This window comes from Parahaliea mediterranea, assembly GCF_017255185.1.
Classification (GTDB): Bacteria; Pseudomonadota; Gammaproteobacteria; order Pseudomonadales; family Halieaceae; genus JAFKCZ01.
The window spans coordinates 149487-174520 of record NZ_JAFKCZ010000007.1 but is presented as its reverse complement, the minus strand read 5'-3'; the positions used below and the strand labels follow the sequence as shown (position 1 = coordinate 174520).

Genomic DNA, 25034 nt, shown 5'->3' with positions numbered 1-25034 from the left:
CTATCCATGCAGACAAACGATAAGCTCTACCTCGGCATCGCCGCCGGCCTGGCCGGACTGGCGCAGGTCGCCGCGGCGCAGGCCCAGGAAACGGTGGTGGCCTTCGACCTCGTGGGCAGCGCCAACAGCAAGCGCATCAGCTTCCATAACGACCCGGCCACGCCCTTTTCCAGCCCCGCCGACGGTTTCGGGATCTACCAGCGCGGTGTGTCGCCGAGCATTCCCTTTGCGGTGCTCGACGATAGCCTGTCGTATTCCGGCGACAGCCTGGGGATCATCGACGAGAGCAACCTCAATGCCTTCTTCGGGGTGAGCGATACCGTCAACGACGACGCCAGCGGTCCGGTCGTCGCCACCTGGGCCTTCGATATCAGTGGCGCCACCGAACTGGGCATCGCCATCGACATGGGCGCCATGGGGGACTTCGAGGGCGACGACCTGTTCGAATGGCGGGTCGCCATCGACGGCGGATCGCCGGTGACAGTGTTCAAGCCCGTGGCCGACGAAAACGCCAGCCACACCTATACCCTGGCCGATGGCGACAGCTTCACCCTGAACGATCCGTTGACCCTGGACGACACTGTCCTGACCAACGCCCTGCAGACCTTCCGCGCCGCCATTGCCGGCGAGGGGGCCACCCTGACCCTGAGCCTGGTCGCGCGGACCAACGGCGGCGACGAGGCGCTGGTGGCCCAGAATATCCGCGTCCTCAGCGGATTCGAGCCCGACGATCCGGTGGAGCCGGAGCCCGCCGCGCTGTACTACATCCACGAAATCCAGGGCGACGGCGAGTCCACGCCGCTCGCGGATACCGAGGTCATGGTGGAGGCCCTGGTGGTGGGGGATTTCCAGAATAACGGCGGCGCCGACGCCGGCGACCTGCGGGGCTTCTTCCTGCAGGAAGAGGAATCCGATTACGACAGTGACGACGCCACTTCCGAGGGCCTGTTCGTATTCGACGGCAGCGGGACCGTGGACGTCGTGCCCGGCGATCTGGTCAGGGTGGTTGGCACTGCCTCGGAATACTTCGGCATGACCCAGATTAGCGCAGCCACCGTGGCAGTGCTGTCATCCGGCAACAGCCTGCCGGCGCCGCGGGAGCGCTTGTTGCCTGTGGCGAGCGTCGGCGAGTTCGAGGCGCTGGAGGGCATGCGGGTGACTTTCCCCCAGGCCTTGCGGATCAGTGAGTACTACAACTACGACCGTTTCGGCGAAATCGTGCTCGCCCTGCCCGCCGGCGGCGAACCCCGGGCCATGACGCCCACCGCGGTGGAGGCGCCGGGCTCCAACGGTTACGAGATGCGCGCGGACCGCAACCGGCGCAGCCGCATCCTGCTGGACGACGGCAGCAGCGCCGAGAACCCGGCGTTCAACCGCCACCCCAACGGCGCGGCCTTTGCCCTGGACAACCGTTTCCGCGGCGGCGACGAGGTCGGCGGCCTGACCGGTGTCATGCACTACAGCTTCAACGCCTACCGCGTGCAGCCGACCGCGGGGGCCGACTATGTCGCCGCCAACCCGCGGCCGTCGCTGCCGGAGGTCGGCGGTTCGCTACAGGTGGCGTCGATGAACGTGCTCAACTATTTCACCAGCCTCGATGACGGCACCGACAGCTGTGGCCCCAACGGAGGCCTGGAGTGTCGCGGCGCCGACGATGCCGTTGAGCTGGCGCGCCAGCGCGACAAGATCGTGGCGGCCCTGGCCGCGATGGACGCCGATATCGTCGGCCTGATCGAAATCGAGAATGACAACGGCGAGGCGGCGGCGGACCTGGTCGCAGCCCTGAACGCGGCGCTGGGCGACGAGCGCTACGCCGCGCTGGAAACCGGGACCATCGGCGAGGATGCGATCAAGGTCGCCTTCATCTACCAGCCGCGCAGCGTGCAGCCGCGGGGGGACTTTGCCGTGCTCGATACCGCGGTCGACCCCGATTTCCTCGATAGCAAGAACCGCCCCGCCCTGGCCCAGACGTTTATCGCCGGCAATGGCGGCGCGCTGACGGTGGCGCTCAACCACTTCAAGTCCAAGGGCTCCGACTGCGATGATCTCGGCGACCCCGATCTCGGCGACGGCCAGGGCAACTGCAACCGGACCCGCACCGACGCGGCGATCGCGCTGGCGAAGTGGCTGGCGGCGGATCCCACCGGCCAGGACGCCGGCAACGTGTTGATCATCGGCGATCTCAATGCCTACGACAGGGAGGACCCGGTCGCGGCCCTGGTTGATGCCGGCTACCAGGACCTGCTGGCCCGGTTCCAGGGCGAGTTCGGTTACAGCTACGTGTTCGACGGCCAGTTTGGCTACCTCGACCACGCCCTGGCCAATGCGGCACTGGCGGGGCGCGTCGCCGGGGCCGCCGCCTGGCACATCAACGCCGACGAACCCGACATCCTGGACTACGACACCAGCTACAAGTCCCCCGCCCAGGCCGGGTTGTACGCGGCGGATGCCTACCGCAGCTCCGACCACGACCCGGTCCTGGTGGGCCTGAACCTCTTCGGCACCCCGCAGACCCTTCGCGAGTGCATGCGCGGTGGCTGGCGCGAGCTGCGCACCGCGGACGGCGAAGCCTTCCGCAACCAGGGCCAGTGCGTCGCCTATGTGAATCACCGGCGCCGCCAGGCCTGGGTGGAAAACCTGTGGGAGCTCTGGGCCATTCTCCACAATCACTAGCCCAGCCCGCCGGGGCCGAAACCCCGGCGACCGCCCTCGCGGTGGCCGGTCTCATCGCCGGCGTCGCCCCGGGTTCCCGCCGGCGCTGGATATCTGCCCTTGATCTCCCTATATTGGTGTCTCCCGGCGACCCGGGAGACGACAATAATTGAATCGGGGAAGCGCGGCGGTACCGCACCTCGGCAGACGAGATGCCCGGAGAGGCAACGTGGCGGCAGACAGGGCCATTGGTATCAGGACAGAGCGGTGTGACCAGCGCTCGGGCTACGTGCTGGACAATATGGAAGGCGCGGTGGACCGGGCGGTGTTCCTCGCCAAGACGGACCTGCCGATCGCCATTGTCGGTGCCCGCGGCACCGGCAAGATGTACGTGGCCCGGGTGGTGCACGAGGCCGCCGGAGGTGAAGCCGCGGGCATGCGTATCATTGATTGCAGGGAATTCCGCAACCGCGACGCCGCCAATCGGCATATCGACAGCGCGCTGCGCGAATGCACCGGCGGCACGCTGGTCTTCAAGTACCCCCACCTGATGTGCTCCGATGCCCAGCAGCGCCTGGCGCGGCAACTGACCACGCGCACCCTGCTGGACAGCAAGCCCCCGCGCACCCTGCCGCGGGCCAAGTACGTGGCCCTGTTTCCCGACGCCATTGAGCGCCTGATCCGCAACCAACAGCTCAATGAGCGCCTGGGCAGTGTGTTTGCTGGCTACCCGATTTCGGTGCCGCCCATTCGCGCGCGCCAGCGCGCGGTACTGCGTTGGGCCGATAAGATCCTGCGGCAGGAGTGTGAGGACCGGGGTGTCGGGTTGCCGCGTTTCACCCCGGAGGCGGAGGAGGCCATGCTCGGTCACGGCTGGGACGGCAATATCAGCGAAATGCGCCAGCGCATCGTGCGCGCCCTGGAATCCGCCGATGGGGGGGGCTGGATCAGTCCCGCCGATTTGGGGCTCTATGGTTCGCCGGACGTCCGTGAATCCCCCGTGGTACAGCCCCTGCTGGACGGCTTTGGCGGCGAGCTGTCCCACGCCGGCGACTATCGGCCCTCCGCGCGGTCGGAACTCGAGCAGCGGCTGGCGGAAGCGGTGCACCACGTCCTGGATACCGGTGGCGAGGAACCCCTGGGTACCTGGCTGGAGGATGAAATTGTGCTGGCGGTGCTGGCGCGCTGTGGCGGGCAGACCGCCAGGGCCGCGAAGCGCCTGCGGACCACCTCCCGCAACGTGCAGCGCTGGCTCCCGGGCATTGAGGCGCGCAACACCCAGCGCGCAGACAACATGAACTGGAAACCGGTGGGCGAAGTGGTGGCGCGCTGGGTGGATAACCTCGAGGTCGACTGTTCCGATCCTGTGCACAGCGCGCGCGAAATAATCCTGCAACAGCTTGAGATACAGGGCATGGCGGCGAAGCTGAAGACCCGCGCGGCGATCCTCGGGGTCTCCGTGCCCACCTACAACAAGCGGCTCAGGCTGGCGGCGCAAGACGGGGAGTGACGGGGTGAGCAAACAAGCCAGGCAGGCGATGGGGGACGCGGCGCAGCGCAAGCCGGTCCAGGAGTACGCGCGGCAATTCAAGGAACTGTGCGCGGAGCAGACGCCGCTGGCGCTGGGCTTTTCGGCGCGCCTGAACATGCTGTGGGACCTGTCCGGCGCCGCGCCGCCGCTGGACGAGGGCCGGGTGATCAGCCTGCTGGGTATCAACCCGGAGTGGCGCGAATCGGATGTCCGCGCCTGGCTGCACAAGGATGTAGTGCCGCCGCGCGATGACCTGTACAACATGGTGCGCTTTCTGGTGGCGCAACTGGGCGAGCACCAGGACGTGCGCCACTGGGAGGCCTTCCTGATCTACGGCCCCGGTGTCGTGTCCTCCCCCGTCGACCACCTGTTGTACCGCGAGGACCAGGGGCGGCGCGATATCGCCACCATGATTTTTGCCCAGGTCAGCGACCGCTACAAAATCCCTCCCAGTGCCTACGACGCGGAAGAGGCTTTCCAGCGCTGCCTGACCCTGATGTACAAATTGAATATATACGAGTGGCGCGACTTTCAACCCGGCCATCTGGAGCCCTTCAAGAACTTTATGTTTCCGCATGCGCAGTGACCTGCCCCGCTTGGGCGAATTGATGGCATCCGGCGCCGGCCGCGATTGGAAAGGTGTCCAGGCGGTATGGCTGCTCGCGGGTTCGGCGGGGGCCACCGCGGCGGTGCACCGCTTTCTCGGCGGTTTCCGGCGCTGTCCCCCCGTCGCGTTTATCTACGCCCAGCACTACGATCCGGCGCGCCAGGACCAACTGCGGCACCTGGTGGACGACAACAAACTATTCCACATGGAGTTAATAGAGGGGCGGCATCAAATGGCGCCCGGTACGGTATTGATCGTGCCGCCCCACCGGCGAATCCGCTTCTGTGGCGGCTTGGACATCGCCGCGGAATCCGCTCCCTGGGAGGGCCATCACACGCCGGATATCGATGAACTGGAAGTGATGTTGGCGGCGGCGGGCCTGCCGTCGATCGGCGTGGTCCTGTTCAGCGGCATGGGCAGCGATGGCGCGGGCAGTTTGGATGTGCTGGATGCCAGTGGTTGCCGCATCTGGGTGCAGGACCCCGACACCGCCTCCTGCCGCGGCATGCCCCGCGCCGCCCTGGACACCGGCCTGGTGCACCGCCAGGGCGGTCCAGAGCTGCTTGCCTACACGCTCGAACAACTGTACAGCTGATCGTTTCCCCTCCCGGCGACATCCTATCGCAAGAAAATCCGGTTTCTGGAGAAAACTCCAGTTTTTCCTTGAAGCGCCCGGGTGCAATTCAAATACTGTGATTGCCAGACAAGCCGTGAAGTGGCCACGGAAACCGACGCTGCGAGGTTAGAAATGACGGATCAGACTGAAGAACTGGACGTTTCAGGCGTGAAAGTCGCCATCGTCGACGATGCCAAGACGATACGCATGATGATGTCCCACACCCTCAAAAACATGGGTTGCGAGGTGGAGTGCGCCGAGGACGGCTACAAGGCGCTGGGCATGCTGCGTCGATTCAAGCCCGACATCATTTTCCTGGATATCACCATGCCGGAGCTGGATGGCTACCAGACCTGCACGCTGATCCGCAACGCGGAGGATACGCGCAATACGCCGGTGGTGATGCTGTCCTCCTCCGACGGTATTTTCGACATTGCCAAGGGGCAGGCCAGGGGCGCCACGGCGCATGTCACCAAAATCCCGCCGGACTCGGTATTGCGCCAGATCATTCACGATCATACGGCGTCGCGGAAGGCGGCCTGATCCATGAACCAGAGCGCCATGGCCATGTTCCGCGAATTGGAGCGCAACTACGAGCAGGCGGCGGCGCCGCGGCCAGAGCCCGGCGAGCAGGTGATGCTGTGGGTGGGTACCCACTTGGGTATCGCCGGCGTGTCCCTGCTGATTGGCGCCGGCGAGCTGGACGAAATCATTGAAACTCCCCCGGTAACGCCCATTCCGGGCACCAAGCCCTGGGTGCTGGGCCTGGCGGCGCACAAGGGGGGCTTGTTACCCATTTTTTCAGGCGACGTGCTGTTTCGCCGCGCCCCCTACTCGGGACGTGTGCGCGAGTACTGCATGGTGGTTCGCCGCCAGGGGCTGCATTTCGGCATGACCCTCAGCGGCGTGCATCGCGACATGAAGTTCCCGATCGCGGAGCGCGACATGTCGCACCCGGTGGATGCTGATTTCGCCGACTTCTGTCTCGGCGGTTTCCACTACGAAGGACGTTTTTTGGCGGTACTGGATATCGACAAACTGGTCGCGGACGGCGAACTGAGCAGCGCGTCAGCTTCCGAAGGGGACTTTAACGAGGATAAAAGCTCATGACTTCAGCCAAAAAGAGCGCAACATCTTCTTTCTGGGTAAGCCTTATCTCGCTGGCGATACTGGCTTGCCTGGGTGGGGTGATCTACACCTTCGTGATGATCCAGCAGGAAGCGGGCGAGGAAGGTGAATACCGCGCCATCGCCAATGACCTGCGGCTGCAGTCGCAGCAGGTGGTGGCCCGCGCCCGGGAAACCGCTCAGGGCGAACAGCGGACGTTCGACCAGCTGGCCACCCAGGTCACCCAGTTCAATGTGGCCCTGGCCGGCCTGGAAAACGCCGGCCTGGACGCCGAGCTCGAGGAGATTCTCGCGCAGTGGGCGCCGATCCGCGACTCGGCCCAGACCCTGGTGGACGCGGGTCCACGGATTGTCTTTATTCACGGTGTTTCCGGCGAGTTGGAGAAGAATATCCGGCCGATCCAGAGCGAGTTCGCCGCGGTGGTGGATATCCTGCTCGATGAGTCGGTATCCAGCGACACGGTTTCCGCCGCGCAAAAGACCCTGTGGCTGACCGAGCGCATCGCCCGCAACATCGACAAGATCCTCGCCGGCGGCGCCGAAAACCAGCGCGCCGCGGATGAATTCCGCATGGACGCCGCTGATTTCAACCGCACCGTGGACGCGCTGCGCAACGGCAACAAGGTGATGGGCGTGCAGCGCATTGCCGATCCAGACGCCATCGACGCCATCGACGGCGCCGCGGAGCAGTTCTCGGTGGTGTCCGCCTCGGTGGAACAGATCGCCGAGGCGGCGCCGGGCATGCGCGCCGCTGCCGCCGCGCGCCAGTCGATCGCGGTGTCCAACGCCCAGCTCTCCGACGCCATTTCGGCCCTGGTGCCGGCCATCGATCGCATGACCAACGCGCGGATGTACGATCGCAGCACCCTGATGGTGCTGTTCGGCGCCCCGGCGGTACTGGCGGTGGCCCTGCTCATCCTGATGTTCCGCAACCAGCGGCGCCGGGTGATCTACACCGAGGCCGGGGTGGCCGACGTCAACAGCGCGCTGCTCAAGATCGCCGAGGGCGACCTGACGGTGCAGGCGCCGGAGGAGAACACGGTGACCCGGGATATCGCCCGCGAAATCAACGCCTCCACCGGTCGCCAGCGGCAATTGATACGGAATATCCGCACGCCCTTCGAGATCGCGGTGGACGAGATCAACAAGATCGGCAAGACCGCCCAGGGCCAGGTGGAGAAAGGCAAGGAACTGACCCGCTCGGTGGTCGAGTCCACCACCGCCGCCACCGAGATGGTGCGCACCAGCGAGCAGATCAAGGCCGCCACGGTAAAAGCGGCGCAAACCTCGGAGCGCAACCGCCTGCAGGTGGCCCGCGGCTACGAGCTGACCAAGGACATGTCCAAGGCCTCCGCCGACGTCCGCGAGGCGGTGCAGGAGACGTCCAAGTCCGCCAAGCGCCAGGGCGAGCTGATCCAGTCGGTGACCACCGCGGCGGAATACATCCAGGCGCTGAACACCAAGATTTCGGTGGTCGCGATCAACACCCGGATCGAGGCGGAGAAAGCCGGCGAACACGGGCGGCCCTTCCTGGGGATTGCCGAGGCGATCGGGGATTTGCTGCGCGAGGCGGAGGAAGAGGGACGCAAGATCATTTCCGAAGTGCGCATGCTGCAAAACCTCTCGGCGGAAAACCTGTCCTCGATGGAAAACACGGTGGGCACCGTTGTGACCATCCTCGAGTACATCGATCGCCTGGATGCCTCCCTCGAGGAAATCAACGAGGGCTCCAACGAGATTACCGCCATCATTAACTCGGTGGACGACGCCGCAGGCCAGTCAGCGGACAGCGCCCAGCACATGAACAGTTCGATGGCGGAAATCCGCGAGCGCAACCTGGACATTTCCGAGTACAGCGAGCACACCCAGGGTGGCGTGAGCGCGCTGCAGCAGTCGATGCGCGCGGTGGCCGAGAACCTCAGCCAGTTCCGCATCGAGGAGGACGCGGCCGCCGGCGACGCCGGGCTGGCCGAGCTGGATGGCATGGAGCACATTCCGGAGGCCCGGCGCATCTACGACGAGCGCGAGATGGAACAGCTGGAACACGGTGAAGACCGGGAGAAAGTGTCCGTATGAGCCTCGCCGCCCGACGCCAGACGCCGCAGTTGAACGGCGCGCAGTTCGCCCTGCTGATGGAGCAGTTGCAGCGCCGGGCGGGAATTCGCATCGAGAGCCCCCTGGGCGTGATCGCCGACTGTGTCGGCGAGCGCATGCAGACGCTCGCGCTGGAGAGCAGCGCGGACTATGTCGCCCTGTTCGACGACAGCATCAGCGCCCGCGCCGAGTGGCTGGCGCTGGTGGACCTGTTGACGGTGAAGGAAACCCGCTTTTTCCGCCAGCCGGCCGCGATGCAGGTGGTTGCGGAGTACGTGGAGGACTGGCTCGGTCGCGAGGATACCGGCAACGGCTTCTCTTTCTGGAGCGCCGGTTGCAGCGCGGGCCATGAACTGTATTCCATCGCCATGGTGGTGGAGCACCTGCTGCACCGCGAGGAACCCTGGCTGGAGTGGCACGGCGTGGGCACCGACATCAGTTTCCGCGCCATCACCGAGGCCCAGCGCGGCCGCTATCACGAGGCGGCGATCGAACATATCCCCGCGCCCTACCGCCGGGCCTACACCGCGCGCGTCAGCGAGCGGGAATGGCAGATGAGCGAGGGCATTCGCACACGCAGTCATTTTTTTCACAGCAACCTGCTACATGTCAACGACGCTCCGTTCTCTGACTTCAATGTCGTGTTCTGCCAGAACGTCCTGATCTACTTCGAACGCGATACACAGCATTGGATTATCGACCAGCTCGCCGATCGCCTGCGCGAAGGCGGCCTGCTGATTCTCGGCGCGGGCGAGGACCTGGGGTGGACCAACCCGCTCATGCAACGCGCGGGCCGGCCCGGCGTGTGTGCCTATAAAAAACTGGAGGTGTAAGTGGTGACTACCAAGACCGACATTGTCTCCCTCAAGTGGGTCATCGGCCTGATGAACAAGCAGGCCGAAAACGCCGAGCAGGCCCTGGTCGAATACAGCAAGGATGCCAGCCAGAAAAAGCCCCTGCTGCAATGCATGTGGGCCGTGCACCAGATCACCTCCACCCTGCGCGCGCTGGGTATCAAGAAAGGCGAAATGCTGTCCATTGAAATGGAGCGCAGCCTCAACTTCCTGTACAAGGACCGGGTGCAGGGCGAGCGCCGCAAGCTCACCATGGGCGGCCTGATGCAGGCGCTCAAGGTACTGCCGGCCTACCTCGCCCACGTACAGACCGCCCGCGTGGACACCGGCCAGGGCCTGGAGCCCTATGTCAATGACCTGCGCCGCTGGGTCGGGGAGCGGCCGCGTCCCCAGGCCTTTTTCTTCCACATGGATATTCCCGGGGACCTGGGCATTACCGCGGGGGCCTCACCCGCTCCCGATGACGAAATCAAAAGCCGCGCCAATGTCATGCTGGCGCTGTACCTGGAGATGGCCAAGTCGGCCCTGCGCAAGCGCAACACCGGGGAGAGCATGAAAACCGTGGCGCGCATCGCGCGCAAGATGCAGAGCCTGTTCGCCGGCAGCAAGCCGGAGCGTTTCTGGTTCGCCCAGGTGGGTCTGTGCGAGGGAATCGCCGGTGGCCTCATCGTGCCGGACGAATGCATCGCCCAGGTGTTCAAGACCGGGGCCTTCATGATCAAGTACGCCCGCGAGAACGGCGGCCAACTGGACCCGGCCGTGGACTACGACAGCTACCTGCAGCAGATGCTGTACTACATCGCCTCGTGCAAGGCCAAGCCGGTGCACATCGCGAAGATTCGCGAAGTCTTCGGTATCGACGACAACACCCTGGAGGAGTCGCAGCGAGGGCTGATTCATATCGACGCCCTGGTCACCGCCCTGTCGGGCGCGCTCGAGCAGCTCAACGCGGTGGTGGACCACATCAACGCCAACGACCTGTCCACCATTCGCCAGGCGGATGAAGAAGCGGGCGCGGAGGTGCTCGACGGCGTGGAACGCGCCATGTACCGTTTGTCCGCCGCCGGCCAGGAAGCCCACGCGGATTCGCTGCAGGCGGTGTTCGACAAACTGCGCAATCTCTACCGCGGTCACTACAGCAGCGATACCGTGAAGCTGGAGCAGGCCATCGCGGATATCGTGCGCGGTATCGTCGATGTGAAACTGGACGTCGAATACAAGCTGGAGCACGGGGTGTGCAGTTCCTTCTCCAGTCGCGAATTTGAGTTGCGCGAGAGCGTGGTGACCGCCACCTTCGGCCAGATGGCGCTGGTGGAAAACCACCTGCACGCGGTGCTGCGGCGCAAGGCCCTGGCCAATGCGCTCAAGCGCAAGCCCTTCGGCATGGACGACACCCTCAAGCTGACCCACGCCCTGCACCGCTACCTCAACAAGACCGACAAGGGCCACGCGGAGCTGCGCAAGGCGGTGTTCGAGGCGGACAACGGCGAGGCCGATGTCGACCTGCTTTACGACCTGGCAAAACAGTTCCTCGACCAGTTGGACGATACGCCGGAACGCAAGGCGATGAGCGTCTCCACCCAGTTGCTGGCGGAGATCGCCGGCGCCCTGACCTTCGCCGGCATGGAGCGCGAGGGCAAGGTGATCGAGCAGTGCCGCAAGTGGCTGGTGGCGGCGAGTCGCGCCGGCTGCGTCCACGAGGACGAGGCCTTCCGCTGCTTCGCCGACGCCTTTGCGCAAATCGAATTGCACCTGCAGCGCACCATTATCGATCCGCTGGATGACACCGCGCACATGATCGCCTTCGCCGAGCAGCGGGCGGCGGAGCTGGATCGCCATATCGACGACTTGTCCGCCGGCAGCGCGGTGGTGGTGGCGGAGGCCGAGGCCGTCGCGCCGGCGGGTGCCGCCGAGGCCACCGCCGCGCCGGAGGGCGGCTACGTCGAGGACCGGGACATACCGCCGGAATTCCGCGAGGTCTTCCTGGAGGAGTCGGAGGAGATCGTCGCCGAACTGACCCGCCTGATGAGCGCCTGGGAACTGGACCCGGAGGTGGGGCACGAGCTGAAGGAAATCCGTCGCCACTTCCACACCTTCAAGGGCAACGGCCGCGCGGTGGGTGCCAATGTGCTCGGCGAACTCGGCTGGTCGGCCCAGGACATGCTCGATCGCGTGCTGGACGGCGAGATTCCGCCGGACGACAAACTGCAGGCCCTGCTCAAGGATGTGGTGACGGCGCTGCCCGGCCTGGTGGCCTCGTTCCAGGACCCCGGGGGCTTCGATGTGTCCACCACCCGCGAACTGACCAACCGCTGTTTCCGCATGGCGGAAACCGGCGCCGACGACCTGGCGTCCGACATGCCGCAGATGGATGGTGCGGCGACGCCTTCAGGGCCCTCGGCTCCGGAACATTCGGCTCTTCACTCCTGAGCGCCCGCCGCCAGGTTGATGCAGACTCAAGGGGAGAACGACCGTGCATTCAGAAGATAGCGCCCGCCCCGACCACCAGGGGTCACAAACAGAGCAGGATCTGCGCAAGAAAACCCTGAAGTGGTTGCTGGAGCAGGATCTCTCGGAGCCCGCCGACTCACTGTTCAGTGTCGCGGGCGGGGATTACCAGGGCGGTGACCTGACCGAGCGCGAGGCCGCGGTCGCCGGCCGGCCAATGATCGGCGGCAACCCCTCGGCGGACGACCTGTCGGCTTTCGTCGGCGAGGAGATCGTGCTTTCCGGCGAGAGCGGCGGCAATATCTATAGCGACCAGCAGGTAAGCGACGGGGACGGCAACACGGCGGGCAACGGCGCCGGGCCTGGAATCGTGGCGATAGATCACCGTCGCCGCGCCGATGCCGCCGACGCGATTGACGAGCTGTCGGTGGAGGATGGCACCGACATCCTGGGCCTGCTGGACGACGACGACATCGGATCCAGGCCGCTGTCCCTGCAACGCAGTCGCAAGGCGCGCGCGACCCCCCTCGACCCGGCTCCAGAGCCGATAGCGGCCGAACCGATAGTCCCTGAACCGATAGCCCCCGAACCGGTGCCGCGACCCGGGCCGCTCCAGTCACCGGCGGAAGGTGGCTTCGAGGCCGTCGCATCCGCCACGGATGCGGCGCCGGACGTTGCGACTCCCGCGGTAGCGGAGGGGCCGCTCGCGGCGCGGCTCGACAGTACCTGGGAGCCGGGTACCTTTGAGTCGAAGGCCTTCGAGGCCAACGGCCCCGCCCCCAGTACTTTCGACAACAGCGCTTTCGACAACAGCGTTTTTGACAACAGTGCTTTGGACGCCGGTGACCTCGAGCCCGGTACCGATGTACTGCCAAGCGCACCGCTGCCCGCCGCGGGCGCGCCCTCTCCCGGCGGCGAAATGTCCATGAGGCCCGGGGACGCCAGCGGCGGCCCGGAGGAAGACGTTGACGATTTGCTGGGCACCCTCGACCCGGCCTTGACACTGTCGACGGCCGAGGCGGACGGCGACAGTGTGATCGAGGATGGCGGCTGGTTGAGCGATGGCGCCGAGGCGATCTTTGACCAGCCCCTGGCGGTTGATGGGGAGTCGCGCGGCGGCGACTTTGAATCGGAGATGCTCGAGCTGGACGCTCTCGAGTTTGGCGTCCTTGAGCCCGGTGTCACGGACCGGGGCGACGCGGAGCCGGAGGCAGCTGTGTTGGGTGCCCCTGGGCCGGGCGTCCCTGAGCCGGGCGCCCCTGAGCCGGGCGCCCCTGAACCGGGCGTCCCTGAGCCGGGCGCCCCTGAGCCGGGCGCCATGCTACAGGATGTCGTGCCGGAAACGCTGGACGATGTACTGGCCCTCGACGAGCGGGATGCCGACGCCCTGGGCGGCGAACTGCTGGGTGATCTGTCGATTCTGGCGGGAGACGGCGACGGGGCGGAGGATGTGCCGTCCCTCGAGGCGAATGCCCTGGATTCCCCCGACGCGGAGCAGCTGGCCGTCGAGTGGTTGTCGGCGGCCGTCGGCGCGGACCAGGCGGACCGGGAAGAGGACGTCGATGTCGACGCGCGGGAGCCAGCGGCGGCCGACGACAGTCACGACGTGCACAGCTACGTCACCCGTCACAGCCCGCCCACCGATGACAGTGAATTCGACGCCTACCTGCTGCGTGGTGAACACCTGAGCGATTTCGGCCATGACTTTGACAGCCTGGTGGTCGAGCGCACCGAGGGTGTGGTGTCGGTGGATCCCTCCCTGGAGTCGGACCTGGACTACCACCAGGATTTCAGCTTGCCCCAGGATTTCAACCCGCGCACCGTGGCCGCCCTGGCCCGGGTGGTGGCGCCGGCAATGGAGGAACTTGAGGCGGCGGTGGAAGCGCGCCTGGTCGAGCTGTCGCTGCCCGCGGGCAGTGTGGCCCTGGATGCCATGCTGGCCACCGACCCCTTGTCGCGGCGGCAGTGCGTGGACGAAGGCTACGTCCCGTTCCCCGGGATCGGCGCGCGCATACCCGCGGTATTGGCGGAGCTCGGGGACAGCGAGCGCGACGCACTGTGTGTACGCTTGGTGCTCCGGGACAGCGGCGATACCTGCAACGAACTGTTCCGCGAGAATTTCGCCCTTGCTGTCGACGACCCCGGGGCTTCACTGGCGGCGCCCGCCGTCGGTTCGTTCCCCTCGGGCCTGGATCTCGATATCGGCGGTGTCGGCGCCAGTGGCGAGTTCGCCGTGGACGTGGAGCCCGCCAACGACGCCGGGCCGGCGGCCGCCTCGCCGGTCACCGGGCTGGAGACAGCCGCGGAGGACACTTCGGCGGCGGAGCGGGAGGATATCGACGGCGCCTGGCTGGATCTGTCATCGGTCGAAGAGGATGACAGCGCCATGCTCGATTTGCTGTCGTCCGCGGCGGCCTCGGCGGATGGGGACCCCGACTTGCCGGACCCGCTGTCGGCTACAGAGGACTACGATGACAGCGAAATGCTGTCGCTGTTGTCAATGGCGGCGCAGGAGGACGACACCGACGCCCAGGCTCCGCCCGCGGAGATGGCGGCGGAGTTTTCCGCGTTGGCTCCGGTCGATGCGGATGCCGACGCGGATGCCGAGGCCCTGGAGATGGCGGCCGAGGACCGCGATCGCGATATTGCCCACGCGGCCGGGGATGAGGTGATCGACGTTGATGGCGGTGAGAGCGGCGACAGCGACGAAACAGCGGTTCCGGACATCTTCTCCGCCGAGGAACTCGACGACTGGGATGCGGAATTGGCGCCCGGCACCGATGCGGCGGATGTCGAGGCCCTGCTGCGGAGCCTGGGCGGCGAGGAGTCGGACATCGGCGAAATCTGCGGTGTGGCCGTGGACGAATTCGATGGCGGCGACGACCTGGCGATGGAGCCGCTCGAGCAAGCGGTGCCCGTCGCGGTGGAGGCGTCCGCGCTTGGCCTTGCGCGGCAACCCGGCGCGGTGGATGACGAACAATCTCCGGCGCCAGCCGAATCCGGATTGGCCTGGTGCATTCCCGACAACATCCGCTTCAACTACACCAGTCGCAGTGGCACCGAGGTGTTCCGTGACTTTCTCGACGCCTTCCTGGAGGAGGGCGCGGTCGAACTGGAGAAACTCGAGGATGCCATTGGCGCCTGGGAGCAGGATTTCGACTCCCCGGCGGGCACCGACGTCGTGCCGCGTGTACTGCATACCCTCAAGGGTATTGCCAAGGGTGTGGGCCTGCAGCGTTACGGCACGCTGATCCACAATTTTGAAACCCTGCTGGCGGCGCTGGCCAGGCCGGCGGAGGGCGGTGAAGCGGACTATTTCCGCATCGTCAATGCCTGGCTGGATGCGGCGGTCCAGGGTTTCGAGCACATTCAGGATACCCAGAGCGACGTGGCCAGCGAGCTGCCCCAGGCCGAGGGCCTGGTGGAGCCCGTGCCAGCCGGCGGCGCGGGCGCCGCCGATGCCGCATTGGCGGTGGAGGCGCGCGGCGATGTGAGCGAGGACGCGCCGGCGGTGCCGGTCCGGGCGCAGGAGCGGCAACAGGACAAGCGCCTGGCGGACGAGGGCGCCAAGGTACTCGCCGCGCAGCAGACCATCCGCATGACCTCGGAGGCCCTGGACAACCTGCTCAACCTGAGCAACCAGGCGCAGCAGTTGGGCGTGCGGGCCTCCCAGAGCACCTTCAAGAGCAAGCGCGCGGGAGCGGAGCTACTGGCGCGCCTGTCCTCGGTGCGTTCCCACATCACCAAGATCGCCGATCGCGCGCTGCAGAACGTGACCGCCCGGGGCGGCCGGGACCAGTCCGAGCTGGATGCGCTGGAAATGGACCAGTACTCCGAATTGCAGGAAGCCGCCAGCATTCTGCGCGAAGGCATCGAGGACCTGGACGACCTGATCCACCTGGCCAACCGCCAGAGTGCTTCCGCGGAGTCGCTGCTCAAACAGCAGGCCTCGGTGATCACCTCCCTGGGATCCGCCATCCGCGATGCGCGGGTGGTGCCGGTCGCCCGGCTGATGCCGGGCCTGCGCCGCATCGTGCGCACGGTGGGCGCGGACCTCGGCAAGGCGGTGAACTTCCGGGTACTCAACGAAATCGGCAAACTGGACCGGGATAGCCACGTGTGCTGCCAGATCATCCTGGAGCACATGGTGCGCAATGCCCTCGACCACGGCATCGAAGCCCCGGAACAGCGCCGCGCGGCGGGCAAGCCCGAGACCGGGCTGGTCACCATCGACGTGAGCAAGGACGGCTCCGACTACCTCATCCGGCTCAGCGACGACGGCCGCGGCATGGACCCGGCCGCGCTGCGCGAGGCGGCGCTGGAGCGCGGCCTGGACGTGGATGTCGGGGCACTTGGCGACCGCGAGGCCCTGCGGCTGATTTTTCACAAGGGTTTTTCGACGGCTGCCCGGCTCAGTGAGATTTCCGGTCGCGGCGTGGGCATGGACATCGTGCTCAGCGAACTGCAGCAGATCGGCGGTGACATCGATATCGACTCGACCCCGGGCCAGGGCACGACCTTTACCGTGCGGGTGCCATCGAACGTCAACGTGAATGGCGCCCTGCTGGTCGCCGCGGGCGACACTTCCTACGCCATTCCCCTGGATGGCCTGATCGCCGTCGAGCACATCGCCACCAACGATTTCTTCCGCGCGGTCAGCGAAGGCGAGCGCCTGTGCATCTACGACCTGGACTGCGAGCCGGCCTACCTGGCGACCCTGTGCAGTGGCGCGAAACTGCCGGACCCGGATTCCTGGGGCGACACCGTGCCGGTGATCCTCGCGGGGAGCGAGGAGCGCTACATGGCGATCGCCGTGGACGACGTGGCCGAGGCGCTGGAGCTGGTGATCCGCTCCATGGGCGCCCAGTTCTCCCAGGTGCCGGGCGTGGCGGGCGGCGCCACCACCGCCGATGGCCAGGCCATTGTCGCCCTGGACCTCAACGCCCTGGTGCGCAACCTCGCCGCCAGCCAGTTGTCGGCGGTGCCCTTCGAGCGGGAGAAGAGCGAACGCCTGCTGGTGCTGGTGGTGGATGACTCGCGCACCCAGCGCATGGTGGCCACCAGCCAGTTCGACACCCTGGGCGTGGAGACCGTTACCGCGGAAAATGGCCTGGTTGCCATCGATATGCTCAACGCCACCCACCGGCTGCCCGACGTGGTATTGCTGGACGTGGAGATGCCGGTGAAAGACGGTATCCAGACCCTGCGCGAAATCCGCAAATCGGAGCGCTACAAGCATCTGCCGGTGATCATGGTGACCTCCCGCACGGGGCCCAAGCACCGCGCGCTGGCTCAGGAGGCCGGTTGCAACGGCTACATGGGCAAACCCTTTAACTTCCCGGTGCTGGTGGAGCAGATCGTGCAGCTGACCGGGCACGAATTGCAGATCAACTGAGGCTGAAGCATGGGCGAATCAGCGCTGCGCAAATGTCTGTTCCTGCCCCGTTCGGCGTCGGAAATATGGGCGGTGCCGAAAAATTGCCTGGCGGAGATCGTGACCCTCTACCGGGTCGATGAACAGCCGCCCGAGACGCTCTCGTGGCGTGGCCAGGAAGTGCCTGTAGTGGACGCCGGGCGCGGCGAGCGGACGCCCTGGCGCGACCCGCGCGCCCGCACCGGCTTGGTGGCCATCCTGCTGGGTATTGATGGCTGCGGCTGCGAATACCTGGGCATCCCGCTGCGAGGGGTAGGCCTGGGCCTGTACGAGGTGCCCGAGGATGAGGTGGTGGATTGCCCCGGGGAGGCCCTGCCGGGATCGACGGGCGCCTTTACCTGGCGCGGCGTGACCTACCAGGTGCCGGACCTGATGACTCTCCTGGCGGGGCACGGCGCCGCCGGGCCGGTGACCGATGGCGAGCAAACGCAGTCCGCCTGAACGAAGAACAATGGAGAAGCCGTGAAATCAGTGCAACTTGACCAGTTGGTGGAGCGTATCGACCAGGCTTTCGGGGCCGATATGCCATTCACCGATGGCGGCCTGTCGGAGAACGACATCGCCACCCTGAACCGGGTGTTCGCCGATGGCGGCTACCAGCGCTACCTGCAGGACCAGGTGAACCGGCAGATCATTCGCGACTACCTGGCCAATGCCGTGGTGCTGAATGTCATTTCGGAGGAAAAAGTCGCCGCCTGCGCCCGCCGGGCGGGCAGCGTCGAGGGGCGATCGGAACTCTCGCTGCACATGTTGATGAACTCCGTGGAACAGGCCGAGCAGCTGCCGCTGGGGGCCGATCCAGAGCCCCTGAAGCCGCTCGGCGGGGGTTCCGGCAGGCCGCCCCACCTCAATCTGATCCGCAGCTGAGCCGCGACGAAGCCCCCCGGGGCCGTCTGTCGCCCCGCAAAAATTTGGCAAGCCCGGGCCCTTCCCGGGCGCCAAAATTTCCCGCAAGCCAAAAAAAAGGCAAAAAAAATGGCGCCTGTTCAAATCGATTGAATTTGGCCGCTTCGGGCCGTTGTCAAGCTTTTTCCCTCTGCCTATAAAGGTCGTCCACGGGCTGGTAACGCGGGTCGCCGGGTCTGCGGTCTCCCGCAAAGCGATAACTAAGAGACGACAAGGGGATGGAACAATGTTGACTGTGACGCCGACAGCGGTGCTTGAGGGCAAGTCCACCAATCTGGAAGTCTTTGCGGTAATCGAGGGGAAAAAGGTCTATCTGCCGCCAGAGGCAAAGTATGTCATGCAGGACCGTCGGGGCCTGTGGTTCTACTGCACGCGCAAGCCGCGTACCTCGGAGGGTGACTGGACGCCGAACAAGACCAGTATCTGCTGCCACATGGACGGCGGCTTTGTGCGGGTGCTGAAAACCGAGACCCGCGTGCCCTGGCTCGATACCTGCCAGCGCACCATTCGCATGGTGTCCCGCGACGGTGATCGGCGCCCCGCCGACGAAGAGTGATTTCGCGGTAGTCGACGGTGGGCCTCAGCCCACCGCCGCGTGTTCGGGGTGGCGGGCGAACTCGCACCACTTGCCCAGGGCTTCGCTGTTCGCGGCCAGTATTTCCACCACCTCACTGCTCAACCGCAGGTAGGCTTCGCGCCACACGTCCAGGTGAACCACCATCGCGCAGCGCTGGCGCATCGGCATGGTCCGCGGCAGGTTCAGCGGGTCCATCTGCATGCTCTTGAAGCCGTGGCGCAACACCGAGGATACCACCTCGTTTTCCTTTTTATCCCTCAGTTCGCCCTCGAAGCGGCGCAGGGGCATGAGCAGGCGGTTCCGCTGGGGGAAGTCCGGGTCGGTAATGATGTTGTGAATCCAGATTGGCAGCTGCTCCTCCAGTACCGCCCGCAGCGAGCCCTGGCGCTCGCCCGTCGGCGCTTCGGGCACCACGCGGCACATGGTGAGCTCTTCGCGGCTGTTGTAGCCGTAGGGGCGAAAGCTCTGGATACGCGCCCCGACCAGTGCTATGTGAGTGAGTTGTAGGTCAGACATCTTGGGGTCCGTTGCAACTGTTGAAGTAGAATTCGCCGCTATTCGGTGAGCATGAAATTAACCGGGACCGGGATGACCAGCCGGTTGCGCTCGCCGCTGTTGTATTCCGCCAGCGCGACCTTGTCCACCGGTTTTTCAAGGGGCTCCTTGAAAGCCCGTTCGGCGGCGGTGACCGCGGAATCATCCAGCATGCCGTGACCCGAGGAGCGGCCGACCGCCACCCGCTGCAGGTTGCCGTCGCTGTCCAGGGTGACATCGAGCTCCAGGTTGCCCTGGATACCGCGGCGAATGGCTGCCCGGGGATAGCGTATCTTGGAATTGACCATGCGAAAGACCATCGAGTTGAACGCCGCCAGGCGCTGTGAGTACTCGATCACGCTCAGTGCGGCGACGCCGTAGGGGTCCTCGGGCGCGGTTTCTTCCGCCAGGGCTTGCGCCGGCGACGTCTCCCGCAACACGGGCTTGATGCGCGCCATGGCGATGCTGGGGGTGGCCGGGGCCAGGGCTTCGCCGGGGGGCTGCGCCGGATCGGTGGCGACCTCGTCGCCAGTGTCACCACCATCGACAGCTGTCGACGCGGCAGCCGACGCTGCGGCAGCCGACGCTGCGGCAGCCGACGCTGCGGCGACGCGATCCTCTGTCACGGCACCGTTCGTGGCGGGGGCTATGTTTGTCGCGGCGGCCTTCTCGACCGCCGGGGACGTCGAACCGGCGGCTACCTGTTGTTTGGCGGCCTGCTCAGGTGCGGCCGGCTTCGGTGCGGCCGGCTCAGGTGCGGCCGGCTTCGGTGCGGCCGGCTCAGGTGCGACCGGCTCAGGTGCGACCGGCTCAGGTGCGACCGGCGCCGGGGACGCCACCCAGGTGCTCACCGCCGCCACGCGTTCGGCGCTGGGCCGGGTGGCGGCGTAGTCGGCGCGCAGATCGACATCGATATCCGCCGATAGCAGGCTGTCGCGAAAGGCGGTGGCGGCGCCCCGTTCGCCGATCCAGCCGGACAGGAAGTAATCGAACACCCCCGGTGCCGCGGTGTGGGCCATCTCCAGGCCGTTCACCGTGGCCGCGGTATCGCCCCCGGCGGACCGCCACAGGGTGAAGCTGTCGCCGGTGTACAGGCTGCCCTGGACGCTGGACATGATGGCGTTGGCGAAGTCCACGGTGGCGGGCGGCGGCGGGGCGCCACTGGCCAGTTCGGCCTGCAGCAGGATGCCGCCAAGTACGCTGCGTATGCTGGTGCGGCGCGCCACGATACGGAATTCCATGGCCCGTTCGTCGTCGGCGCCGCTGATGTCGGCGGGGGTCTCCAATGGATCCCGGGCCAACAGCGCACCCAGGTAGATGTCGCGCCCGGTTTCCCGGTGCATGGCCAGGGCAGTCAGGTTGAGGTCGTCCCTGGCGGCGAGGGCGGGCGCCAGCGACACCACGCACATGGAAAACAGCCCCAAAGCCAGAAACCACTGTTTTGATTGTCGTTTCATAGTTTTTCAGCGTTGTTCGTGTTCTGGTGCCCCAAACTTTGCAAAAGCGGGTACCCACAGGCAACTAAAAACCGGAGAAAAGTCCAGATCTTGGACTTTTTTGAGAAGAAGTCGGCGTTTTTTGCCCGGAACAGGCCCTCGAGCGGGCGGCGGGGGCGAAAAACGGGGCCCGCGGGCCCCGTGGAAGGTGACTTGTCCGGCGCGGAGCCCTATTCCTCGCTCATGGCCTCGCGCACCTTGTCCATGTCGACGGCGTCCCTGGCCTTCTCGGTATCCACCGCTTCCGCCGCCTTTTTGTAGTCCACGCCATCGGCGCTGACTGAGTCCTTGAGTTTGTCCTGGTCGACGGAATCGGCGGCCTTGTCCCTGTCCACGGCGTCGACGAGTTTGTCCAAATCCTGGGAGAAGCTCGCGGCGCTTCCCATTCCCAGGGCTAGGTACAGGCTGGCCATCAGGATGGCGGGTTTCATGGTATCGCTCCCCGGGCGGCGTGCCGCCCTGTATTGTGTAAGCCCCCGGCACACTCAAGTATTGGTGAACTTGTCGCTGCTCGCCAGTGGCGGTTGCGCCGGAGTGGATTTGTCCGCGTCCCGCAGGCGGTCCTGCTCCAGGTCGGCGTGGATCGGGGTGACCTCGGTCATCTGCCGCCTGGACTGGCCCGAGAGCTGGCCGAAGCGTTCCACCTTGCCCTGCAGGCCCTGTTTGCCCACCAGCGCCCGCACCGTGTCGTTGTAGTGATTACCGGCGCTGCGCAGGGTATTGCCCAGGCGGTGCAGGCGCTCGGCCACCAGGCATACCTGGTTATAGATCTCGCCCGCCCGCCGGCCGATCTCGCGCGCCTCGCGGTTGCTGCGCTCCACCATCCACAGGTTGGCGATGGTGCGCAGCAGGGGCATCAGGGTGGTGTGGGACACCAGCACCACGCCTCGCTCGTAGCCGTAGTTGAACAGTTCGCGGTTGTGGCGCAGGGCCTCGATATAGGCCGGTTCCACGGGCATGAACATGAGCACGAAATCCGGGCTGTCGAGCTGCGGCAACTGCGCGTAGTCCTTGGCGGCCAGGTCGTCGATGTGGCGTCGTACCGCCTGCCCGTGGGCCGTCAGCGCGGCCGCGCGGTCGGTGTCGCTGTCGGCGGCCACGGCGCGCTCGTAGTCCACCAGCGACACTTTGCTGTCGATGACCAGGTGTTTGCCGTCCGGCAGCTTGACCAGGAAATCGGGCAGGCGCCGCCGACCGCTTTCGTCGCGCAGCGCCGCCTGGGCCTGGTAGTGGTCGCCGGCTTCCAGGCCCGCCAGCTGCAGGCTGCGCTCGAGCTGGAATTCGCCCCAGTTGCCGCTGAGTTTCTTGTCGCCCTTGAGGGCGGCGGACAAGTTGCCGGCCTGCTCGTTCATCTGCAGGCCGACCTCCAGCACCTTGCGCAGTTCGCCCTCCAGGCTGGCCTGGCCCTTCACCGACTCGGTGTGCACCTGGTCGATGCGTTGCTGGAAACCGTTGATCTGCTCGCGAAAAGGCTTGAGCAGCGCCTCCAGGGATTGCTGGCTCTGGCGGCTGAACTGTTCGCTGCGGTTCTCGAAGATGCGGTGGGCGAGGTGCTCGAACTCCTGCTTGAGCTGGGCCCGGTGCTCGTTCAGCAGGCCCACCTGCGCGCGGTGCTGCTTTTCGCGCTCTTCGCTGCCGGCCTGCAGGCGCGCGTGTTCCCGCTGCAGGGCCTGGTAGCGCTGGTTGATCTCCTGCAGCTGGCGCGTGAGTGCGCGGCGCTGGCGCTGCTGGCCGCGCAGCCGGTGCAGCAGCCAGCCGAAGGTGGCCAGCAGCAGTCCGGCGGCGAGGCCCGACACGGCTAGCAGGATTTGAAATTCGGCAAATGGCATGCGGCTCCCCTTCAGTGTCGCGACCAGTTTACTGGCTTGCACGGCCCGGCGCGCGGCTTGCCGGCGCGTACCTGTCGCCTGGCCGGTGGGGTACAATCGGGCGAGTTTTCCCGAAATGGTGCGGGCCATGGCAGAACCGGTGGGCGGCGGTCCCAAAAAAGTCCTCTACACCCTGGCAACGGTGCGCCGCATCGGCCTTATGAACTCCGCCAAGGCCCTGTCGGCCCGCAATGCCTGCAAGGCCTGCGGCCTGGGCATGGGCGGCCAGCGCGGCGGCATGACCAACGAGCTCGGGGAGTTCCCGGCGGTGTGCAACAAGAGCGTGCAGGCGCAGTCGACGGATATCCAGCCGCCGCTGCCGCCGGCCTTTTTCGACCACCCCCTCGGCGAGCTGCGCGAGCTCACGCCGCGGGAACTGGAGCACGCCGGGCGGCTTGGCAACCCGATCCACAAGTCCGCCGGGGAGGACCGCTACCGCGAGGTCAGCTGGGACTGGGCCCTGGATCGCGCCGCGCGTCGCCTGCGGGATTGCGACCCCGGCCGCAGTTTCTTCTACTCCTCGGGCCGTTCCTCCAACGAGTCGGGTTTCCTCCTGCAATTGCTGGCGCGGCTCTACGGCACCAACAACGTCAACAACTGTTCCTACTACTGCCACCAGGCCACCAGCGTCGGCCTCGGCAGTACGATTGGAACGGGGACCGCCACCGTCGAGCTGGACGACCTGTCCGCCTGCGATTTGGTGTTTGTGATCGGCGCCAACCCCGCCTCCAATCACCCGCGCTTTATCCACAAGCTCAAGGCCTGCCGCGATCGCGGCGGCGAGGTGGTGGTGATCAACCCGGCGCGGGAGCCGGGCATGGTCCGCTTCGCCGTGCCCAAAAGCGCCCGCTCGATGATCGCCGGGGGCACCGAGATCGCCTCCGCCTACCTGCAGCCCCACATCGGCGGTGACCTCGCGTTGTTCAAGGGCCTGGCCAAGGCGGTGCTGGCCGCCGGTGCCGAGGACCGCGATTTCCTGCGCGATCACTGCGAGGGCAGCGAGGCCTTCGTCGCCGACCTCGAGGCCACCACCTGGGCGGACATCGAGGCCGCCAGCGGGGTGGCGCGCGGCGACATCGAGCGGGTGGCGGACATCTACGCCCGCGCCGAGCGCGCGGTGTTTGCCTGGGGCATGGGCATGACCCACCACGCGTTTGGCGTGCAGAACGTGGAATACATCGCCAACCTGGCCCTGCTGCGGGGCATGGTCGGCCGCCGCCACGCCGGCCTGCTGCCGTTGCGCGGCCACAGCAATGTGCAGGGCATTGGCACCATCGGGGTCAAGCCGGTACTTGCCGAGGAAGTGTTTGCGCGAATGGAGAGCGAGCTGGGGGTAAGCCTGCCCCGCGCCGCGGGGATGGATACCCTGGCCGGACTGGAGGCGGCACACGCCGGTGGGATAGACGCGGCCTGCCTGGTGGGCGGCAATCTCTACGGCGCCACCCCCGACGCCGAGTGGGCCCGGCGGGCGCTGGAGCGCATCGGTTTCAAGCTCTACCTGACCACCACCCTCAACCAGGGACACCTTTACGGCATCGACGACAGCGAGGCCCTGGTGCTGCCGGTCTGCGCCCGCGACGAGGAGCCCCAGTCCACCACCCAGGAATCCATGTTCAACTACGTGCGGCTCAGCGATGGCGGTATCCAACGCCTGGCCAATGCGCGCTCGGAGGTCGCCATTCTCGCCGAGCTGGGGGCCCGCCTGCTGCCCGATGGGCCCGTCGACCTGCGCCGCTTCGCCGACCACGAAAACCTGCGCCAGGCGATCGCCGCCACTGTTCCCGGGATGGAGGACCTGCGCGATATCGGCGTGGCGAAACGCGAGTTCCACGTGCGTGGCCGCCTGCTGCACAGCCCCGCGTTTCGCACCGACAGCGGCCGCGCCCGCTTCCAGGTGCATCCGATTCCCGAGCCCCGGGCGGCGGCGGGCGATTTTCCCCTGCTGCTGGCCAGCGTGCGCAGCGAGGGCCAGTTCAACACCATCATCTACGAGGAGCGCGACAGCTACCGCTACAGCGCGCCTCGCGACAGCGTGCTGGTGTCGCCCCGGGACCTGGCGGCCCTGGGGCTGGCCCCGGGGGACCGGGTGGATGTGGTGTCGGATGTCGGCCGCATGCGGGGCGTGACCGCGCTGGCCTTCGATCTGCCGCCGGGCAACGTGCTGGCCTACTATCCGGAAGCCAATGTGCTGTGCCAGCGGCGGGTCGACCCCCGCAGTCGCACGCCCAACTTCAAATCGGTGCCGGTGCGCATCGAGGCGTCGCGCGAGCGCTGAGCGCGGCCGCTGGCG

18 protein-coding genes and 1 pseudogene are annotated in these 25034 nt (G+C 66.4%); 14 read left to right on the top strand and 5 right to left on the bottom strand.

Going from position 1 to position 25034, the window contains the following annotated elements; all coding sequences use genetic code 11:
* Positions 1-6: 6 nt before the first annotated feature.
* From JYP50_RS11115 to JYP50_RS22145, 9 genes are all read left to right on the top strand, one after another.
* Positions 7-2673 carry an ExeM/NucH family extracellular endonuclease gene (locus JYP50_RS11115; RefSeq protein ID WP_206560591.1) on the top strand — a complete coding sequence of 889 codons (2667 nt, stop codon included), beginning with the start codon at positions 7-9 and terminating at the stop codon, positions 2671-2673.
* A 208-nt stretch (positions 2674-2881) separates the two neighbouring features.
* Positions 2882-4162 (top strand): sigma 54-interacting transcriptional regulator, encoded by a 1281-nt coding sequence (locus JYP50_RS11110; protein WP_206560590.1) that lies wholly within the window; start codon positions 2882-2884, stop codon positions 4160-4162.
* Positions 4163-4166: 4 nt separating this feature from the next.
* Complete coding sequence (locus JYP50_RS11105) at positions 4167-4769, top strand: hypothetical protein (RefSeq protein WP_206560589.1); 603 nt, start codon at positions 4167-4169, stop codon at positions 4767-4769.
* Between the two features lie 22 nt (positions 4770-4791).
* Positions 4792-5385 carry a chemotaxis protein CheB gene (locus tag JYP50_RS11100; RefSeq protein ID WP_206560588.1) on the top strand — a complete coding sequence of 198 codons (594 nt, stop codon included), beginning with the start codon at positions 4792-4794 and terminating at the stop codon, positions 5383-5385.
* 153 nt (positions 5386-5538) lie between these two features.
* Positions 5539-5949, top strand: a complete 411-nt coding sequence (locus tag JYP50_RS11095) for a response regulator (protein WP_206560587.1) — start codon at positions 5539-5541, stop codon at positions 5947-5949.
* 3 nt (positions 5950-5952) lie between these two features.
* On the top strand, positions 5953-6516 hold the full coding sequence (locus JYP50_RS11090) for a chemotaxis protein CheW (RefSeq protein ID WP_206560586.1): 564 nt from the start codon (positions 5953-5955) through the stop codon (positions 6514-6516).
* The gene (locus tag JYP50_RS11085) at positions 6513-8609 is read left to right on the top strand and encodes a methyl-accepting chemotaxis protein (protein WP_206560585.1); all 2097 of its coding nucleotides are present in this window, start codon (positions 6513-6515) and stop codon (positions 8607-8609) included. The genes JYP50_RS11090 and JYP50_RS11085 overlap by 4 nt, the downstream gene beginning before the upstream one ends.
* On the top strand, positions 8606-9460 hold the full coding sequence (locus tag JYP50_RS11080; protein ID WP_206560584.1) for a CheR family methyltransferase: 855 nt from the start codon (positions 8606-8608) through the stop codon (positions 9458-9460). Before JYP50_RS11085 ends, JYP50_RS11080 begins: the two co-directional genes overlap by 4 nt.
* A gap of 3 nt (positions 9461-9463) precedes the next feature.
* Positions 9464-11911 carry an Hpt domain-containing protein gene (locus JYP50_RS22145; RefSeq protein WP_206560583.1) on the top strand — a complete coding sequence of 816 codons (2448 nt, stop codon included), beginning with the start codon at positions 9464-9466 and terminating at the stop codon, positions 11909-11911.
* 634 nt (positions 11912-12545) lie between these two features.
* Here JYP50_RS22145 and JYP50_RS22265 read toward each other — a convergent pair.
* Positions 12546-13211, bottom strand: a pseudogene (locus tag JYP50_RS22265) (hypothetical protein); the annotation flags it as partial.
* Positions 13212-13247: 36 nt separating this feature from the next.
* Between JYP50_RS22265 and JYP50_RS22140 the strand changes: the two are divergent.
* From JYP50_RS22140 to JYP50_RS11055, 4 genes are all read left to right on the top strand, one after another.
* Positions 13248-17324, top strand: coding sequence for a response regulator (locus JYP50_RS22140; RefSeq protein ID WP_431311299.1), 4077 nt, complete (start codon positions 13248-13250; stop codon positions 17322-17324).
* A gap of 9 nt (positions 17325-17333) precedes the next feature.
* The gene (locus tag JYP50_RS11065) at positions 17334-17804 is read left to right on the top strand and encodes a hypothetical protein (protein ID WP_206560581.1); all 471 of its coding nucleotides are present in this window, start codon (positions 17334-17336) and stop codon (positions 17802-17804) included.
* 21 nt (positions 17805-17825) lie between these two features.
* Complete coding sequence (locus JYP50_RS11060) at positions 17826-18230, top strand: hypothetical protein (protein ID WP_206560580.1); 405 nt, start codon at positions 17826-17828, stop codon at positions 18228-18230.
* A gap of 265 nt (positions 18231-18495) precedes the next feature.
* Positions 18496-18825, top strand: a complete 330-nt coding sequence (locus tag JYP50_RS11055) for a hypothetical protein (RefSeq protein WP_206560579.1) — start codon at positions 18496-18498, stop codon at positions 18823-18825.
* 24 nt (positions 18826-18849) lie between these two features.
* On the opposite strand, the gene JYP50_RS11050 is transcribed toward JYP50_RS11055, so the two are convergent.
* From JYP50_RS11050 to JYP50_RS11035, 4 genes are all read right to left on the bottom strand, one after another.
* A complete protein-coding gene (locus JYP50_RS11050) occupies positions 18850-19362 on the bottom strand; it encodes a hypothetical protein (protein ID WP_206560578.1) in 513 nt (170 codons plus the stop codon).
* A 38-nt stretch (positions 19363-19400) separates the two neighbouring features.
* Positions 19401-20837: an energy transducer TonB gene (locus tag JYP50_RS11045; protein ID WP_206560577.1), complete on the bottom strand. Its 1437-nt coding sequence runs from the start codon at positions 20835-20837 to the stop codon at positions 19401-19403.
* 209 nt (positions 20838-21046) lie between these two features.
* A complete protein-coding gene (locus JYP50_RS11040) occupies positions 21047-21307 on the bottom strand; it encodes a hypothetical protein (RefSeq protein ID WP_206560576.1) in 261 nt (86 codons plus the stop codon).
* A gap of 54 nt (positions 21308-21361) precedes the next feature.
* On the bottom strand, positions 21362-22705 hold the full coding sequence (locus tag JYP50_RS11035; protein ID WP_241263044.1) for a DNA recombination protein RmuC: 1344 nt from the start codon (positions 22703-22705) through the stop codon (positions 21362-21364).
* 127 nt (positions 22706-22832) lie between these two features.
* Here JYP50_RS11035 and JYP50_RS11030 point away from each other — a divergent pair, with 127 nt between their 5' ends.
* Positions 22833-25019 (top strand): FdhF/YdeP family oxidoreductase, encoded by a 2187-nt coding sequence (locus tag JYP50_RS11030; protein ID WP_241263043.1) that lies wholly within the window; start codon positions 22833-22835, stop codon positions 25017-25019.
* The last annotated feature ends 15 nt before the right edge of the window (positions 25020-25034 follow it).